Source organism: Olivibacter sp. LS-1 (assembly GCF_008245145.1).
Taxonomy (GTDB): Bacteria; Bacteroidota; Bacteroidia; order Sphingobacteriales; family Sphingobacteriaceae; genus Olivibacter; species Olivibacter oleidegradans.
The window spans coordinates 3,002,822-3,018,841 of sequence record NZ_CP041643.1; the positions used below are offsets into that span (position 1 = coordinate 3,002,822).

Annotated in this window: 13 protein-coding genes and 2 tRNA genes; 12 read left to right on the forward strand and 3 right to left on the reverse strand. The window is 40.6% G+C overall.

Annotated elements, in window-relative coordinates:
* The first annotated feature begins 1 nt into the window (after position 1).
* The 10 genes from rseP to FKG96_RS12055 all read left to right on the forward strand — a co-directional run bounded on the left by rseP (position 2) and on the right by FKG96_RS12055 (position 9,536).
* Positions 2-1,342 carry an RIP metalloprotease RseP gene (gene rseP, locus FKG96_RS12010; protein ID WP_130857546.1) on the forward strand — a complete coding sequence of 447 codons (1,341 nt, stop codon included), beginning with the start codon at positions 2-4 and terminating at the stop codon, positions 1,340-1,342.
* Positions 1,343-1,427: 85 nt separating this feature from the next.
* Positions 1,428-1,507 (forward strand) — tRNA-Leu (locus FKG96_RS12015).
* Between the two features lie 348 nt (positions 1,508-1,855).
* The gene (locus tag FKG96_RS12020; protein WP_013666188.1) at positions 1,856-2,278 is read left to right on the forward strand and encodes a VOC family protein; all 423 of its coding nucleotides are present in this window, start codon (positions 1,856-1,858) and stop codon (positions 2,276-2,278) included.
* Between the two features lie 467 nt (positions 2,279-2,745).
* A complete protein-coding gene (locus tag FKG96_RS12025) occupies positions 2,746-3,321 on the forward strand; it encodes a chemotaxis protein CheB (RefSeq protein ID WP_130857299.1) in 576 nt (191 codons plus the stop codon).
* Between the two features lie 118 nt (positions 3,322-3,439).
* A tRNA-Leu gene (locus FKG96_RS12030) sits at positions 3,440-3,521 on the forward strand.
* Positions 3,522-3,582: 61 nt separating this feature from the next.
* Entirely contained in the window at positions 3,583-4,926 is a 1,344-nt protein-coding gene (tig, locus tag FKG96_RS12035) for a trigger factor (RefSeq protein ID WP_130857300.1), read from the forward strand.
* Between the two features lie 246 nt (positions 4,927-5,172).
* Complete coding sequence (gene clpP, locus FKG96_RS12040; protein WP_013666191.1) at positions 5,173-5,868, forward strand: ATP-dependent Clp endopeptidase proteolytic subunit ClpP; 696 nt, start codon at positions 5,173-5,175, stop codon at positions 5,866-5,868.
* 1 nt (position 5,869) lies between these two features.
* Positions 5,870-7,114, forward strand: coding sequence for an ATP-dependent Clp protease ATP-binding subunit ClpX (gene clpX / locus FKG96_RS12045; RefSeq protein ID WP_013666192.1), 1,245 nt, complete (start codon positions 5,870-5,872; stop codon positions 7,112-7,114).
* 126 nt (positions 7,115-7,240) lie between these two features.
* Positions 7,241-8,059: an AMP nucleosidase gene (locus FKG96_RS12050; protein ID WP_130857301.1), complete on the forward strand. Its 819-nt coding sequence runs from the start codon at positions 7,241-7,243 to the stop codon at positions 8,057-8,059.
* Between the two features lie 112 nt (positions 8,060-8,171).
* Positions 8,172-9,536, forward strand: coding sequence for a pyridoxal-phosphate dependent enzyme (locus FKG96_RS12055; protein WP_149105548.1), 1,365 nt, complete (start codon positions 8,172-8,174; stop codon positions 9,534-9,536).
* Between the two features lie 105 nt (positions 9,537-9,641).
* On the opposite strand, the gene murA is transcribed toward FKG96_RS12055, so the two are convergent.
* The 3 genes from murA to FKG96_RS12070 form a co-directional block, all read right to left on the reverse strand.
* Entirely contained in the window at positions 9,642-10,964 is a 1,323-nt protein-coding gene (murA, locus tag FKG96_RS12060) for a UDP-N-acetylglucosamine 1-carboxyvinyltransferase (RefSeq protein WP_130857303.1), read from the reverse strand.
* Positions 10,965-11,053: 89 nt separating this feature from the next.
* The gene (locus FKG96_RS12065) at positions 11,054-11,737 is read right to left on the reverse strand and encodes a DUF4290 domain-containing protein (protein ID WP_013666196.1); all 684 of its coding nucleotides are present in this window, start codon (positions 11,735-11,737) and stop codon (positions 11,054-11,056) included.
* 96 nt (positions 11,738-11,833) lie between these two features.
* Complete coding sequence (locus tag FKG96_RS12070; RefSeq protein ID WP_130857304.1) at positions 11,834-14,122, reverse strand: ATP-dependent helicase; 2,289 nt, start codon at positions 14,120-14,122, stop codon at positions 11,834-11,836.
* Between the two features lie 578 nt (positions 14,123-14,700).
* Between FKG96_RS12070 and FKG96_RS12075 the strand changes: the two genes are divergently transcribed.
* Together FKG96_RS12075 and FKG96_RS12080 are read left to right on the forward strand one after the other, a co-directional pair.
* Positions 14,701-15,522, forward strand: coding sequence for a DUF1080 domain-containing protein (locus FKG96_RS12075; RefSeq protein WP_130857305.1), 822 nt, complete (start codon positions 14,701-14,703; stop codon positions 15,520-15,522).
* 9 nt (positions 15,523-15,531) lie between these two features.
* Entirely contained in the window at positions 15,532-15,999 is a 468-nt protein-coding gene (locus tag FKG96_RS12080) for an NUDIX domain-containing protein (protein ID WP_013666199.1), read from the forward strand.
* Positions 16,000-16,020: the final 21 nt, after the last annotated feature.

The following is a 16,020-nucleotide window of genomic DNA, read 5'->3' on the forward strand; positions in this document are numbered from 1 at the left end:
AATGAGTGGATTAGTTATGGCGGGCCAACTATTGCTTGGCTTGTCAATTTTGATTGTTTTACATGAGCTGGGGCATTTTTTAGCGGCCCGAGCTTTCGGAATAAAGGTTGAAAAATTTTATCTATTTTTTGATGCTTGGGGCGTTAAACTTTTTAAGTTCAATTATAAGGGTTGCGAGTATGGTATAGGTTGGTTGCCTTTGGGTGGTTATGTGAAAATTGCCGGAATGATCGATGAATCGATGGATACGGAACAACTTAAAGGTGAGCCGCAACCTTGGGAATTCCGATCCAAACCGGCGTGGCAGCGACTTATTGTCATGCTGGCAGGCATTATTGTCAATATCATCTTAGGCATTTTCATTTTCTGGATGTTAACGCTTCGTTATGGGGAGACTTTCATCCCAAATGATAAACTGACAGATGGTTTGGCGCCCGGTATTATCGGAAAGCAAGTAGGCTTAAAAGCCGGAGATTTAATTACGGCAATTGATGGAGAAAAGGTCGTGCGATTTGAAGATGTTAGGAGCCCAAAGGTGTTGTTAGGTAATACCAAATTATCGGTATTAAGAGATGGACAGACAGTTGACCTTATTGTTCCCGGCGATATCTTAAATGAAGTTTCAGATTTAGGTATAGACGAATTTGTTATACCTCGGTTTAGAGTCACGCATATCGAAAGTTTGCAAAAAGGTGGAACCGCCGAAAAAGCAGGGTTGAAACCGGGCGATAGTCTAATCGCTATCAATAATCAGCCGATCGTGTTTTGGGATCAGATGTCAGACGCCTTATTGGCAAACAAAAATAAAGAAACCAGTATAGTGTTTTGGAGAGCTGGTAAAATTGATACCGTGCAGGCAACGATAGATCCGGAAGGTAAGTTGGGTATTGCCGCGGGTCGTGATATTAGTCGGATTCCGCAAGAGCAGATTAAATACGGATTTTTAGAAGCACTGCCGATTGGTGCCGGTAAAGCATGGGGGTCTTTGACAGACAATGCAAAAGCTTTGGGCAAGGTGGTAACGGGGCAGGTGAAAGCGAATAAGGCCCTATCCGGGCCCGTTGGTATTGCCCGTATGTTTGGCGGAGAGGTGGATTGGGTGAAATTCTGGAGTTTGGTGGGCTTGCTATCGATGGCCCTGGCCTTAATGAATATTTTACCGATTCCAGCTTTGGATGGTGGCCATGCTTTATTCTTAATCGTAGAGATGATTAAGGGTAAGCCGCTAAGTGATAAATTCATGGAGCGAGCGCAAATTGTAGGATTCGTAATTATCGTTGCCTTAATGATTTTTGCGTTAGGAAACGATATTATGAAGGCAATGGGGGATAAACTTCCTTGATAATCTGAACGATAAATAAATTTTTAAAATTTATTTGGTGATTGTTCTATTTAGCAATATATTTGCATCCCGTTCACGAGGGAATGCCCAGGTGGCGGAATTGGTAGACGCGCTAGTCTCAAACACTAGTGGGAAACCGTGCCGGTTCGATCCCGGCCCTGGGTACTAAAACCGAAAGGCAGCAAGTTTTTAACTTGCTGCCTTTTTCATATCCCCAAATAGCTGTTTCGGACGATTCGTTAATTCATGGTAAACTTCAAAAGAATTCTTTTCAGCCAGTTATGAGCTAACTTACCTCATTTAAATGACACCATTTATTGAGATCCTTTAATTGGTTAAGGAGACAAGTCCTACGACAAGTTATTAAAGATTATTATTTTTATTCCACGCACATATCCGCAAGACAATTGTTTGGAACTGTATAAGGCATCATGTAAAATTGATAATAAGCGAGCCTTCTGTTTAGTCAATTAACGGATAAAAGCGAAGAAGACGTTTTATAACATAGAAAAAATGAAACCAAGAATTTCTGTATTAACCATTGGTGTGGACGATCTCGAGAGATCGTACCAATTTTATCATGAAGGCCTGGGCTTACCTTCGGACGGAATTATAGGGCAAGAGTTTGAGCATGGCGCAGTAGCGTTCTTTGATCTTCAAAGCGGTGTAAAGCTGGCAATTTGGCCAAGGAAGAGTATAGCGCATGACACGGGTATCCGGTTGCAACATTCTTCCGCTACCGAATTTACAATCGGACATAATGTTAGCAGTAAAGAAGAAGTGGATTTCATTATGGAGCATGCTGATAATGCGGGTGCAAGAGTCATTAAGCCTGCTTCCGATACTTTTTGGGGCGGTTATGCAGGATATTTCCAAGACCCGGACGGTCATCTTTGGGAGATTGTTTATAACCCCGCTTTTCTCCCTGAGGTTTAATATGAAGCCGTATTGGTCGACATTATCGGGCATAAAAAAACCTCACTTTGGGGAAGTGAGGTAAAACTACTGTTTTTTAATCAACCTAACCTAATGTGTAAAATGAAAGTAAGTGCCTTTTGATATAAAAACTGATACGAAGTAAATCGTTTTTTTTCAGGATAAAGAAATTTTTACACAGAAAGGTGTTTTTCTTACACTAAAAGGTTTTTTGGTGGTACGAAATGTCTATTTCCCGATATTTTTGGCGTGAAGCCGTATTTTTTCTTGAAAGCTTTACTGAAATGATGAACATACTTGTAACCCATTAAATAGGAGGCATCCGTTACATTATGCTCGCCCTTTTGCAATCAGGTGTAATAGTCTACAACGCCAGAAAAGTTGATTAAGAAAAACCTTCATTTTTAATGTAGGATCCTTGAGAATTTACCTATTTTGACTAACTATTTTTATTTTTATCGTGGGGTATGCAAAATAAAGACGTTAGCATTGAATTGTTAATCATCGCTTGTTCAGCGGGAGGAATGATGCTTTTAATGGATTTGTTGTCTAGCTTGAAGGAAGATGTCGGCTTTGCGGTGTTGGTCATTGTTCACCGAAACGAAAAGTATGCAAGCTCGTTGGAACAAATGGCACAGCATAAATGTGTACTTCGGGTGAAATCGGCAGAAGAAAAGGAAACAATACAAGCAGGTACAGTTTATTTTGCGCCAGCAGGATATCACCTATTAATTGAAAAAGATCGCAGTATATCTTTAGACGCATCAGAACCAGTCCATTACTGTAGGCCGTCTATTGATGTCAGCATGCAAAGTGCCGCCGAAGTTTATAAAAAATCACTGGTGGCAATCCTATTGTCAGGAGCCAATAGGGACGGCGCCGAAGGCCTACGAGCTGTTTACAAGTATGGCGGCAAGACCCTTGTACAGGATCCGAGTGCCGCATTGGTTGATGTAATGCCGCGGGCGGCCATTGAAACAGGTGCTGTTACCGCAGTTCTTTTGGACGAACAATTGAAAGCATATTGTAAGAGCCTTAGTTGAAGAAAATTAATGCTCCTATTATCAATGTGTTAACTTTTTTTGAATATTTTGTTTAAAAAATATTTGGAGGGAATGCCTTAATGTGTTAGTTTTGCAGTCCAAAATAACACTAAGTACTGCGGAAGTGGCGTAATTGGTAGCCGCACCAGACTTAGGATCTGGCGCCGAGAGGCGTGGGGGTTCGAGTCCCTTCTTCCGCACTTGATTCCTCCCGACAATATCGGGAGGAATTTTTGTATTAAGCATATTAAAACGCAACTAATGAACATTTCACAGGAGAGAGTAGACGACCTGAATGCAGTTATCAATGTAGAAATTACCCCTGCAGATTACACGGATCGTGTAAACAAAGCAATAAAGGAACAAGCAAAAAAGGCTAAGCTCCCGGGGTTCCGTCCTGGCATGGTGCCGGCTTCCCACATCAAAAAGACTTATGGTAAAGCGATTCTTTTTGATGAAATTAACCGGCTGGTAAGCGATAGTTTAAATAACTATCTTACGGAGAATAAAGTAGAGGTGCTTGGTCAACCGCTTCCAAAAGAGGGCTCTGAGTCTTCTTATAATTGGGATTTCAATGATGAGTTTAAATTTCAATACGAAATTGGTTTGGCACCGGCTTTTGAAGTGCCATTTAGTGAAAAAGACAAGGTGACCCAATATGATATTAAGGTAGATGATGAAACCTTGGCTTCGCGTATCAAAAATCTTCGTAAGAGCTATGGAAAAATGACGAATCCGGAAGTGTCAGAAGATGGAGATGTTTTATATAGCACATTAACGCAATTAGATGCTAGCGGAAATGCTTTAGAAGGCGGAATATCGAATACAGCTTCCGTGCGTACGGATCTTGTAGATGATAAAAAGATAAAAAAGTCTTTGATCGGGCTTAAAAAAGACGATGAGGTTAAAATCGACTTAAAAAAAGCATTCAAAGACGATACGATAGCGCGCATCTTGAATATAACGGAAGAGGAGGCAGCAGCTTTAACCGAAGGAACTTTCAAGTTGGTTGTGAAAAATGTAAACCGCTTGGAGGAAGCTGATTTAAACCAAGAGCTTTTTGATAAACTTTTTGGTAAAGATGAAGTGAAAACCGAAGAAGAGTTTAAGGCTCGTGTCACTTCAGAGGTTGAGTCGATGCTTGTTCAAAATTCTGATCAACGTTTACAACAAGACCTTTACAACTTGGGAATGGAAAAAGTGAATGTACAATTTCCTGATGAGTTCCTGAGAAAATGGTTAAAAGCGACTAACGAGAAATTGACCGATGAAGAACTTTCAGAAGGCTACGACGATTTTGTTAAAAATTTAAAGTGGACCTTGATTGAAAATAAAATCATTACGGAAAATAAGCTTGAAATCAAATACGAAGAAGTTTTTAAATTAGCTAAGGAGCGTATCGCGGCCCAATTTAAAATGTACAGTCCCGAGCCAATCAGCGAAGAACAACTAGCGCAGTATACGGTTCAATTTCTGCAGGATAAGGAACAGGCGAACAGACTGTTCGAAGAGGTAAAAGCCTTGAAGGTTTTTGATTTCTTAAAAGGTGTCGTGAAGCTGAATAAAAAAGAAATAGACTATAATAAGTTCCTGGAATTAAAGTAAGTCGCATAATTTTTTAGAAAGCCATCCGTTTGAAAAATGGGTGGCTTTTTCTATTGTCGCTAAGTTATATTTTGTCAGTTTTTTATTTCGGATAAGGCATTCTGTCAGTTTTGATCGTTCAATGTCGTGTTAAGAATGCTTGGCGCATTCTTTGATACCTGAAAGTAAAAAAATAGTATTCACGCAAGCTATCATTCGAGATTCTAGAATTAATCTTATATATTAGCTAGGCAAAAGGCAAAAATCATGAGTATAGATAAAAATGAATTTAGAAAATACGCTGTTAAACACCACGGTATAGGAAGTCAACATGTGGATAGTTTTATCAATCGGGTAGAGCAACAAATGCCGGTGTCGCTGACTCCTTATATTATTGAAGAACGCCAGCTAAACGTCGCCCAAATGGACGTCTTCTCGCGTTTGATGATGGATAGAATTATCTTTTTAGGAGATGCTGTAACCGATCAGGTGGCTAATATAATTCAAGCTCAGTTATTGTTTTTACAATCTGCTGATGCACATAGAGACATACAAATCTATATCAACTCACCAGGTGGTAGCGTTTATGCAGGTTTGGGTATCTATGATACCATGCAATATATTTCACCGGATGTAGCTACTATCTGTACCGGCATGGCTGCTTCTATGGGTGCTGTATTGCTAGTTGCAGGTGCAAAAGGAAAACGCGCTGCGCTAAAACATTCACGTGTAATGATTCATCAACCTTCAGGTGGTGCACAAGGTGTTGCTGCTGATATGGAAATCAATCTACGTGAGATGTTAAAGCTTAAAAAAGAATTATATCAGATAATTGCTGATCATTCCGGACAGTCTTATGATTGGGTAGAAAAGGCATCAGACCGCGACTTTTGGATGACGTCGGGCGAAGCAAAGGAAAACGGAATGATCGATGAAGTGTTATTAGGAAAGAAAGATAAATAAAATGGCAAAGAACCCGAGAGAAGTTACTTGTTCATTCTGTGGTTTACGCAAGTCAGAGACCTTGATGCTTATTGCAGGCAATGATGCACACATCTGTGATCGGTGTGTCGCCCAAGCGAACGAGATCTTAGCTGAGGAGCTGACATTGCGTAAAAATAAGAGTGTGCAGGCCGCACTTAAGTTATTAAAGCCAGCAGAAATAAAGTCGCATCTCGATCAATACGTTATCGGCCAGGATGATGCCAAGAAAGTGCTATCAGTTGCGGTCTATAACCACTATAAACGATTGAATCAGAAGGTGGAAAAGGATGAAATTGAGATTGAAAAATCCAATATCATTATGGTTGGCGAAACAGGTACCGGCAAAACACTTTTAGCAAAGACAATTGCAAAAGTATTAAATGTGCCTTTTTGTATTTGTGATGCGACCGTTCTAACAGAAGCTGGCTATGTGGGTGAAGACGTTGAGAGCATTCTGACCCGACTTCTTCAAGCTGCTGATTACGATGTAGCTTCCGCTGAACGAGGGATTATCTATATAGACGAAATTGATAAAATTGCCCGTAAAAGTGATAATCCGTCGATTACGCGAGACGTGTCGGGCGAAGGAGTTCAGCAAGCTCTTCTGAAAATCTTGGAAGGAACGGTTGTAAATGTACCCCCACAAGGTGGTCGTAAACATCCGGATCAAAAAATGATCGCCGTGAATACTAGCAATATTTTGTTTATTTGTGGCGGTGCCTTTGATGGAATTCAGAAAAAAATTGCTAACCGTATGCGTACGCAAACAGTTGGCTATAAAATGAATAGCGAGCATGCCGAGATTGATCTAAATAATCTTTATAAATACATTACACCTCAAGATTTAAAGGCTTTTGGATTAATACCGGAGCTAATCGGTCGTTTACCGGTAATTACCTATTTGAATCCGTTGGATCGGGAAGCGTTGTTGAATATTCTCACTGAACCAAAGAATGCCCTGGTCAAGCAGTACAAGAAATTGTTTGACTATGAACATATCGATCTTCAATTTGATACGGAGGTATTCGAGTTCATTGTTGATAAAGCCAACGAATTCAAACTGGGGGCTAGAGGACTTCGAGCGATATGCGAAGCCATTATGCTAGACGCGATGTTTGAAATCCCTTCGCGGGAAAAAGATGACGGTGGAGAGCTTTATATTAATCTCGATTACGCAAAACAAAAATTCGAGAAGTCAGATTTGAAAAAGCTGCACGTAGCTTAAAAAAATCCCCCGCACAAAACGGGGGATTTTTTGTATATTGTTATGAGGGTTGAGTCGTTAAGTTGTTGAGTCGTTAAGTTACCACTCAACTATCACCCTACTCAACTGGTTCCTAAAAAGAAAACGATGACTAAAACAGTAAAAGAAGTTGAATCGGCGGTAAAACCCGGTTTAAAGAATAAAGAAGATATCGTAAAGAATTGGTTGCCACGGTACACGGGGCGCCCCTTAAATGAATTTGGAGAATATATCTTATTGACGAATTTCTCACATTATGTAAAATTGTTTTCGGAATGGCATGATAACGCACCGATTTATGGCCTGGATAAGCCTATGCAGAGTGTCTCGGCCGCTGGTATCACAATTATCAATTTCGGTATGGGAAGTCCGGTTGCAGCCACCATTATGGACTTACTCTCCGCTATACAACCGAAAGCAGCCTTGTTTTTAGGAAAGGCCGGTGGCTTGAAAAAGAAGAATAGTATTGGAGATTTGATTTTGCCGATCGCCGCGATTCGTGGAGAGGGGACTTCTAATGATTACTTACCTCCGGAAGTGCCCGCTCTACCTGCTTTCGCACTTCAGAAAGCGATATCCACTACTATTCGGGATAATAGTTTAGACTATTGGACCGGCACTGTCTATACAACCAATAGGAGAGTTTGGGAACATGACAAGGATTTTAAGAAATACCTAAAATCTTTAAGGGCAATGGCGGTAGATATGGAAACTGCTACCATATTTACAGTTGGATTCGCTAATAAAATACCGACGGGTGCATTGTTGTTGGTGTCTGATCAACCAATGATTCCGGAAGGTGTAAAGACGCAGGAAAGTGACTCGTCCGTAACGGCAAACTTTGTTGAAACCCACTTAAAAATTGGTATCGATTCTTTAAAACAGTTGATCAATAACGGGTTGACAGTGAAACATTTGAAGTTTTAGTCCCGTTGCCAGCGCGCAGCAAGCGTCGGCATTAATCCGATAGCTGAAAGCCGATTTCTGTTAGCTATTATAAATTGCTATGTTTGTATATAATCTATTAAACTTGTAGAGAATGTGGTACAATAATATTCTGGAGACAATCGGTAATACACCCTTGGTAAAGTTAAACAAGCTAACCAAAGATGTTAAGGCAACTGTATTAGCTAAGATAGAGACAACTAATCCAGGTAATTCGATCAAAGATCGAATGGCTATCAAAATGATTGAGGATGCGGAACGCGCCGGGTTGTTAAAGCCAGGTGGAACGATTATCGAAGGCACATCGGGTAATACCGGAATGGGTTTGGCAATTGCGGCAGTTATTAAGGGTTATAAGTGTGTTTTTACGACGACCGATAAGCAGTCGAAGGAAAAAATAGATGCACTGCGCGCTTTTGGGGCAGAGGTGATTGTGTGTCCGACCAATGTCGAGCCTGAAGATCCCCGTTCTTATTATTCCGTTTCGAGCAGACTTGAGAGAGAAATCCCCAATGCATGGAAACCAAACCAATATGACAATCTTTCCAACAGCCACGCGCATTATGAGCAGACCGGCCCTGAAATATGGGAACAGACAGACGGAAAAATTACCCATCTATTGGTTGGTGTTGGAACAGGCGGCACAATAAGTGGCGCTGGGAAATATCTAAAGGAGAAAAATCCAGCCGTCAAGATATGGGGCATTGATACCTATGGATCGGTGTTTAAGAAATATAAGGAAACAGGCGTCTTCGATAAGAGCGAGATCTATCCCTACATTACCGAAGGGATAGGGGAAGATTTTTTACCTCGAAATGTTGATTTCGATGTTATCGATCATTTTGAAAAAGTGACGGATAAGGATGCAGCGTTGATGACGCGCGAAATTGCACGGCAGGAAGGTATTTTCGTTGGAAATTCCGCTGGCGCGGCCATTGCTGGCTTATTGCAGTTAAAAGATAGCTTAAAGGAAGGGGATTTAGTAGTTGTCATTTTTCATGATCATGGCTCCCGTTATATGGGAAAAATGTTTAATGAAGATTGGCTGCGGGAGCGAGGATTCCTTAAAGACAAGAAATTGACAGCGGAACGCATTTTAAAGAAAAGGGGACAACAGGAGATTATAACAGTAGATGGAGAACAGTCTGTAATCGAGACGTTTAATACAATGAAGACGCTCAATATATCACAAATCCCTATCACGCAACAAGGAATGGTGGTCGGCAAAGTCACTGAATCGGATATATTGAACGCACTCTTGGAAAATCCAAGTGTGAAGTCCGGAAAGGTACAACAGATTATGACGGCACCTTTTCCTTTTGTTGATCTCAATACCTCAATTGACCGACTTTCATCACTTATCAATAAAGATAATAACGCCGTATTGGTGGAAGATGAGGGCGGTAAGCTCGAGATCATAACCCAATATGATATTATCAATGCTATTTCGGCTGGTTAGATGAGAGGAGGTGTCAGGCTTAAGCGGGTATGAGGTATAGGGTATAAGGTATAAGGTAGAGGGTATAAGGTTACCTTAAGCCCTACGCCTTATACCTTACATCGTTCAATGCAGTGGTTTTCCTTCAATTCGTTTGATTTGAGCGCCGAGCGCCAGGAGCCGTTTATCAATGTGTTGATAACCACGTTCAATTTGCTCAATATTATAAATAACGGATCTTCCTTGAGCGGATAGGGCGGCGATCAGCAAGGAAACTCCCGCACGTATATCGGGTGAAGTCATTTCGATTCCCCGTAATTTGAATGCTTTATTCAAGCCGATGACCGTTGCGCGATGAGGATCACATAAAATAATCTGTGCGCCCATGTCGATTAACTTATCGACAAAGAACAAGCGGCTTTCAAACATTTTCTGGTGAATTAACACATTCCCTTTGGCTTGTGTAGCTACGACAAGTACAATGCTTAACAAGTCAGGCGTAAAACCTGGCCAAGGTGCATCTGCGATGGTGAGGATGGAACCGTCTATGAAGGTCTCAATTTCGTACGAATCTTGGGCCGGAATATAGATGTCGTCGCCCCGTCTTTCCAGTTTTATCCCTAGTCGACCAAAAACCGTCGGAATAATCCCTAGCTCATCAAAATGAACATCCTTAATGGTGATTTCTGACCCGGTCATCGCGGCTAAACCAATAAAGGAACCTATTTCAATCATATCGGGAAGCATACGGTGTTCCGTTCCTGTCAAATAGTCGACCCCCTCAATGCTCAACAGATTGGAGCCTATACCGGAAATCTTAGCGCCCATACGATTGAGCATTTTGCACAGCTGTTGCAAATAGGGCTCACAGGCGGCATTATAAATCGTAGTTGTACCTTTTGCCAAAACAGCGGCCATCACAATATTTGCCGTGCCGGTTACGGATGCCTCATCCAAGAGGATATAAGTTCCGTGCAAATTAGTCGCATCGATATTAAAAAAATGGTTGTCCTGATCATAATGAAACCGAGCTCCGAGTTTTTCAAAACCTAAAAAATGCGTGTCCAACCGCCTTCGTCCTATTTTGTCTCCACCTGGTTTAGGAATGGCAGCTTTGCCGAAACGAGCGAGTAGAGGGCCAACGATCATAATAGAACCGCGCAGGCTTCCTCCCTTAGTTTTAAACTCTTCTGACTGGAAGTAATCAATATTAATGTTCTTTGCTTCAAATGTATAGGTGTCATCACTGATCCGTTCGATAGCTACTCCAAGATCACCTAAAAGCTCGATGAGTTTGTTAACATCTTTAATGTCAGGTATATTGCTGATCGTCATTTTCTCGGGCGTAAGCAATACAGCTGATAATATTTGGAGCGCCTCATTTTTTGCTCCCTGCGGAGTGATTTCTCCTTTCAGCGGTTTTCCACCGTAAATTTCAAATGCATTCATTCAACTATCCTAATCGATAAAAATTAAACCGGCCTTTATCTTGACATCGTTAGATACAGGCCGGTTGTTAAAAATATGTGGATAGCGATTTAGAAACGTTTACGCTTCTTGTTACCGCCATTATTCTGATTTTTATGCTGCTGCTGCCGGTTTTTCTGGCCGCCACCACTTTGCTGGTTACTGCTAGTATTACTTTTTGTGCGATTACCTGGAGGCGGTGTTTTGAATTCCAGTTTAGTTAAGTTCACATCTTCATCGAGCACTAATTGACCATTTGACATTTCTTTCAAATCGTCAACGATGTGGTCGTCACTGACAGAATCTTTATTCCAGGTTACATAGGCCATTTTCATGAAATTGGCCATTGCCTGTACCATTGTTTTTTTACGTTCCGGATCTTCAATCTTCTTGGCCTTTTCAATCATTAACTCAATGATATAACCGTAATGCTTGTATTTAATGCGATGCTGCGGATAATTCAACGTTTCCGGCTTTGCATGTATAGCACCTGGCGTAGGCTTGGGATAAGGCGAATCTACGTCAATTTGGAAATCGGAGATAATGTGCAAGTGATCCCAAAGTTTATGTTTAAAATCCGATACATCCCTTAAATGCGGATTTAAAAAGCCCATTAGGTCGATGACAACCTGCGCGTGCCGGTTGCGTTCTTCCTTCGTGGGGAGGGTGCAGATATAAGCCACCATGTTTTGAACATTACGGCCATATTCTGCCAATATTAATCTCTTTCGTGTGCTATTATAGTCAAATTCCATATTTTCTTTAGTTACCAGTTGCCGGTTGTTAGTTGCGAGCAGTAAGAAGATATCCGATCTGATATCGCTGACAACTCACAACACATAACTCGCAACCTAATTATTAACAATTCTAAGTTTTGCAAATTTAAGCAACAATTGCTTTTGTCCTAATTCTTTAAAAAAAATAGTTGCTTTTATGTCCGGTTTATTACCTTCTAAATTAATTACCTTCCCAAATCCAAAGCGTTCATGCTCTACTTCCATCCCCACCTGCAAATTACTGGTATCAGACGGTGCGAAACCGGCACTGGGTTGATGCGCTTTTGGTAAAATGGAAGTGGTTTTGGGTACGACTTTCGGTTTGGGTTTGGTAAAGATGTCTTGTGATTGCGGTTGCGACCAAGCTGTCCTTGCTTTACCAAAAACATCATCACCGCTGGATTTAGAGGCTGTAGGAGCACTGAAATCCAGTGCCAGGTATCTGGGGTCTATTTCATCTATAAACCGACTCGGTTCACAATTATTGAGCGTTCCCCAACGATAACGCGATGTTGCATAGGATAAGGTCAGCTTCTTCTCAGCACGTGTAATCGCCACATAGAATAGCCGACGCTCCTCTTCCAATTCCGTACGTGAATTCAGGGCAAGTTGCGAAGGGAAGAGGTTTTCTTCAAGTCCAACGATAAAAACCTGCGGAAATTCCAGCCCTTTCGAAGAGTGAATTGTCATCAGTGATACTGTATCAGCATTCGGATTCTTATCATTGTCGTCATTTGTCAATAACGCAATATCCTGCATAAATACATCTAGGCCTTTTTCTGCTATATCTTCACGCTCACTGAATTCTTTAATACCATTTAATAATTCCTGAATGTTTTCATACCGGTTTAGGCCTTCAACGGATTTATCCTCATAGAGATCTTTCAATATACCGGAATGTTGTGCGATATGTAGAGCGGTATCATAGGCACTGTTGTTCTTCGCCAGCACTTGGAAACTTTGGATGAGGGAACCAAACGGATATACAACAGCTGCCGTACGTCCGTCCAAATACTGTTGTGGGGTGGTAATGACTTCCCAAATACTTTTTTGATGTTGATCTGCAGCAATAAAGATGCGTTCTACCGAGGTGTCACCTATGCCCCGTCTGGGATAATTAATGACACGCTTAAGTGCTTCTTCATCGTTGGGGTTAAAAGTAAGTCGAAAGTAGGCTATTAAATCTTTGATCTCTTTCCTTTGATAGAAGGAGGTGCCTCCGTATATCTTGTACGGTATATTAAGTTTTCGTAAGGCCTCTTCCATGGCGCGCGACTGTGCGTTGGTACGGTAGAGAATGGCGAAATCCTTAAAACGCAGCGATTGCAAGGAACGGTCTTGCAAAATATTTTCTGCTACCATTTTTCCTTCTTCATTGTCGCTGAAAGCCCGTACAACTTTTATCTTGTCGCCCGTTTCGTTTTCGGAGAAAACGTTCTTTTTTAACTGATTTTTATTATTCGAGATAATACTATTGGCGGCATTTACAATATTTTGGGTAGAACGATAATTCTGCTCCAACTTAAAAACTTTTAAGTCCGGATAGTCTTTTTCAAAATTTAAAATATTCTGGATATTCGCGCCCCGGAAAGCATAAATACTTTGAGCATCATCACCCACTACGCAGATGTTCTCGTTGATTGCCGCTAGCCTTTTAACAATCAGATATTGTGAGAAGTTGGTGTCTTGGTACTCATCAACCATTAAATACTTGAACTTTGTTTGATATTTATAAAGTACTTCCGGATGTTGGTTCAGCAGGACATTGGTTTTAAAAAGCAAATCGTCAAAATCCATTGCACCTGCTTTGTAGCAGCGTTGACTATAGGTTTGATAAATTTGACCTAGATTACCCCTTCCGCCCGATTGATCCTCAGCCTGTATTTGTGCATTCTTTTGATACTCTGCAGCGGATATCAGGTTGTTTTTCGCCGCGGATATCCGATTATATACAAAGTTTGCATTGTACAGTTTATCATCTAACTGCATTTCCTTGAGAATCGATCGGATCAAGCTCTTACTGTCGTCCGTGTCATAAATAGTGAAATTGGCAGGATAGCCAATATGATGAGCCTCCACACGAAGGATTTTAGCGAATACGGAGTGAAAAGTACCCATCCAAATGTTTTTAGCTTCATTTCCAACTACTTTCATGATCCGCTCGCGCATTTCCTTGGCGGCTTTATTGGTAAACGTTAATACTAAAATGTTAAATGGATCAATGCCTTTTTGTATTAGATGGGCTACTCGATAGGTTATGACTCTCGTTTTGCCCGATCCAGCTCCTGCTACAATCATAACAGGGCCATCTGTTTGTTCTACTGCTGCCCGTTGTGAAGGGTTCAATCCTTGTAAGTAATCCAAAATCTCCTCGCTATTTTTTTATTGGATAATGTGCTATTCAATAGTGTTTTACCAGATTGCAAGCTATCATAGGTTAATATATAAAATCCCATGAATATCTATGTTTGCCAAATACAAACACAGATGAAATAACCTGGATATTCCATATGGCCTTTAAAGGACAAATTATTTGCACATGAAATATTTAAGGGCATAAAGATACGAAATAGATATGAGCTTCATAAGGTGAGGGATGATTTTGTATTAAAATAATTTGGTTGCTTTTGATGTTCAATTAATACGGCAATTGGAGAATTGGGATTAGCATACTATAGAATATTTTAAATTTCGTATTTTCAGCCCATCAAATTTGAATTATGAGCTCATCATAGTTTATTCAAACCACATAGGGGATGAATAAATCTGATAGCTTCATCACTTTTAAAAAGAAAATTATATACAGATGAAACCGAGATGTAAATAATAATGGACACACAGGGCAATTGACAAGTATTTACATTTTTAGGTGTCAATGAGCTTCGCTGTCGCTTCGGTTATTTACCCGAGCTCTCATCAACCATCAAAAAGAAAATAACAGGATGAAAAAAATAATTGCTCCATTGCTTTTTTTGGGGATTTTGGTAACAGCGGGATGCAGATCGAATACGGCAACCGAAAGCGAAGATGAACAAAAAAAAGAAGAATGGGTCTCCCTTTTCAACGGAAAGGATATCAATGATTGGATGGTGAAAATTCATCATCATGAGTTCGGCGAAAATTATGGGAATACATTTCGGGTAAGGGATAGTACCATACAAGTACGATATGATCAATATGGCGATTTCAATGATCAATTCGGGCATTTATATTATAAAATCCCTTATGCCTATTACCACCTTAAATTAGCATATCGTTTTGTTGGTGAGTTACAAAAAGGGGCTCCGTCTTATACGCTACGTAATAGTGGAGTAATGTTCCATTCGCAAGACCCTCGTACTATGCCAAAAGAGCAAGACTGGCCTATTTCAGTAGAGATGCAGTTCCTGGGGGGCTTGGGGGATGGAAAGCCCAGGCCAACCGGTAATATGTGCTCGCCGGGAACTCATGTCGTATATAAAGGGAAAATCGCCGATTCGCATTGTCTTAATTCAACTTCAAAAACGTACGATGGGGATCAGTGGGTTCATGCTGAGCTAATCGTTTTAGGCGATTCTTTAGTGACCCATATTATTGAAGGGGATACCGTACTACAATATGCTAAACCACAGATTGGAGGTGATGTAGCACATGGTTATGACCCAACGATTAAAGTCGATGGCAAACTGTTGAAAAGTGGCTATATTGCACTCCAAAGCGAGGGACAGCCCGTCGATTTTAAGCATATTGAAATTAAAGATCTTTCATCGATTTATAAGAAATAATAATAGAACATGCAGGCATTGTATCCATTTAACGTGCGGGTGTATGGTATCCTTGTGACAGAGCAGGGCGAAATCCTGATCAGTGATGAACAAGAGTATGGTAAACGTTTTAGTAAATTTCCGGGAGGTGGACTGGAATATGGAGAAGGATTGCGAGACGCTTTACGCAGGGAGTATATGGAAGAATGTTTGGTAGAGGTGGAGGTATTAGATCATATTTATACAACCGACTTTTATGAACATTCTTACTTTAATGATAGTCAGATTATCTCCGTTTACTATCGTGTACGCAATAAAATGCCTTTTAATCTAACTTTTAAAACATGTGCTTTTGATTTTGATGAGACAGAAGGGGATGTTTTTCAGGCCTTTCGACTTATTAAGTTGGAAGACATTAAAATAGAGGATTTGACGTTCAAAACGGATCGCATTGCCCTTGAAGAGTTTTTTAAACAGGAGAAACATTTTATCAAATAATTTTGTTCAGTTTGTTCATTA

Excerpts from the sequence above, each read along its gene's own strand:
- rseP (WP_130857546.1), top strand. The coding sequence starts at position 2 with ATGAGTGGATTAGTTATGGCGGGCCAACTATTGCTTGGCTTGTCAATT.
- FKG96_RS12020 (WP_013666188.1), top strand. The coding sequence starts at position 1,856 with ATGAAACCAAGAATTTCTGTATTAACCATTGGTGTGGACGATCTCGAG.
- FKG96_RS12025 (WP_130857299.1), top strand. The coding sequence starts at position 2,746 with ATGCAAAATAAAGACGTTAGCATTGAATTGTTAATCATCGCTTGTTCA.
- tig (WP_130857300.1), top strand. The coding sequence starts at position 3,583 with ATGAACATTTCACAGGAGAGAGTAGACGACCTGAATGCAGTTATCAAT.
- clpP (WP_013666191.1), top strand. The coding sequence starts at position 5,173 with ATGAGTATAGATAAAAATGAATTTAGAAAATACGCTGTTAAACACCAC.
- clpX (WP_013666192.1), top strand. The coding sequence starts at position 5,870 with ATGGCAAAGAACCCGAGAGAAGTTACTTGTTCATTCTGTGGTTTACGC.
- FKG96_RS12050 (WP_130857301.1), top strand. The coding sequence starts at position 7,241 with ATGACTAAAACAGTAAAAGAAGTTGAATCGGCGGTAAAACCCGGTTTA.
- FKG96_RS12055 (WP_149105548.1), top strand. The coding sequence starts at position 8,172 with ATGTGGTACAATAATATTCTGGAGACAATCGGTAATACACCCTTGGTA.
- murA (WP_130857303.1), bottom strand. The coding sequence starts at position 10,964 with ATGAATGCATTTGAAATTTACGGTGGAAAACCGCTGAAAGGAGAAATC.
- FKG96_RS12065 (WP_013666196.1), bottom strand. The coding sequence starts at position 11,737 with ATGGAATTTGACTATAATAGCACACGAAAGAGATTAATATTGGCAGAA.
- FKG96_RS12075 (WP_130857305.1), top strand. The coding sequence starts at position 14,701 with ATGAAAAAAATAATTGCTCCATTGCTTTTTTTGGGGATTTTGGTAACA.
- FKG96_RS12080 (WP_013666199.1), top strand. The coding sequence starts at position 15,532 with ATGCAGGCATTGTATCCATTTAACGTGCGGGTGTATGGTATCCTTGTG.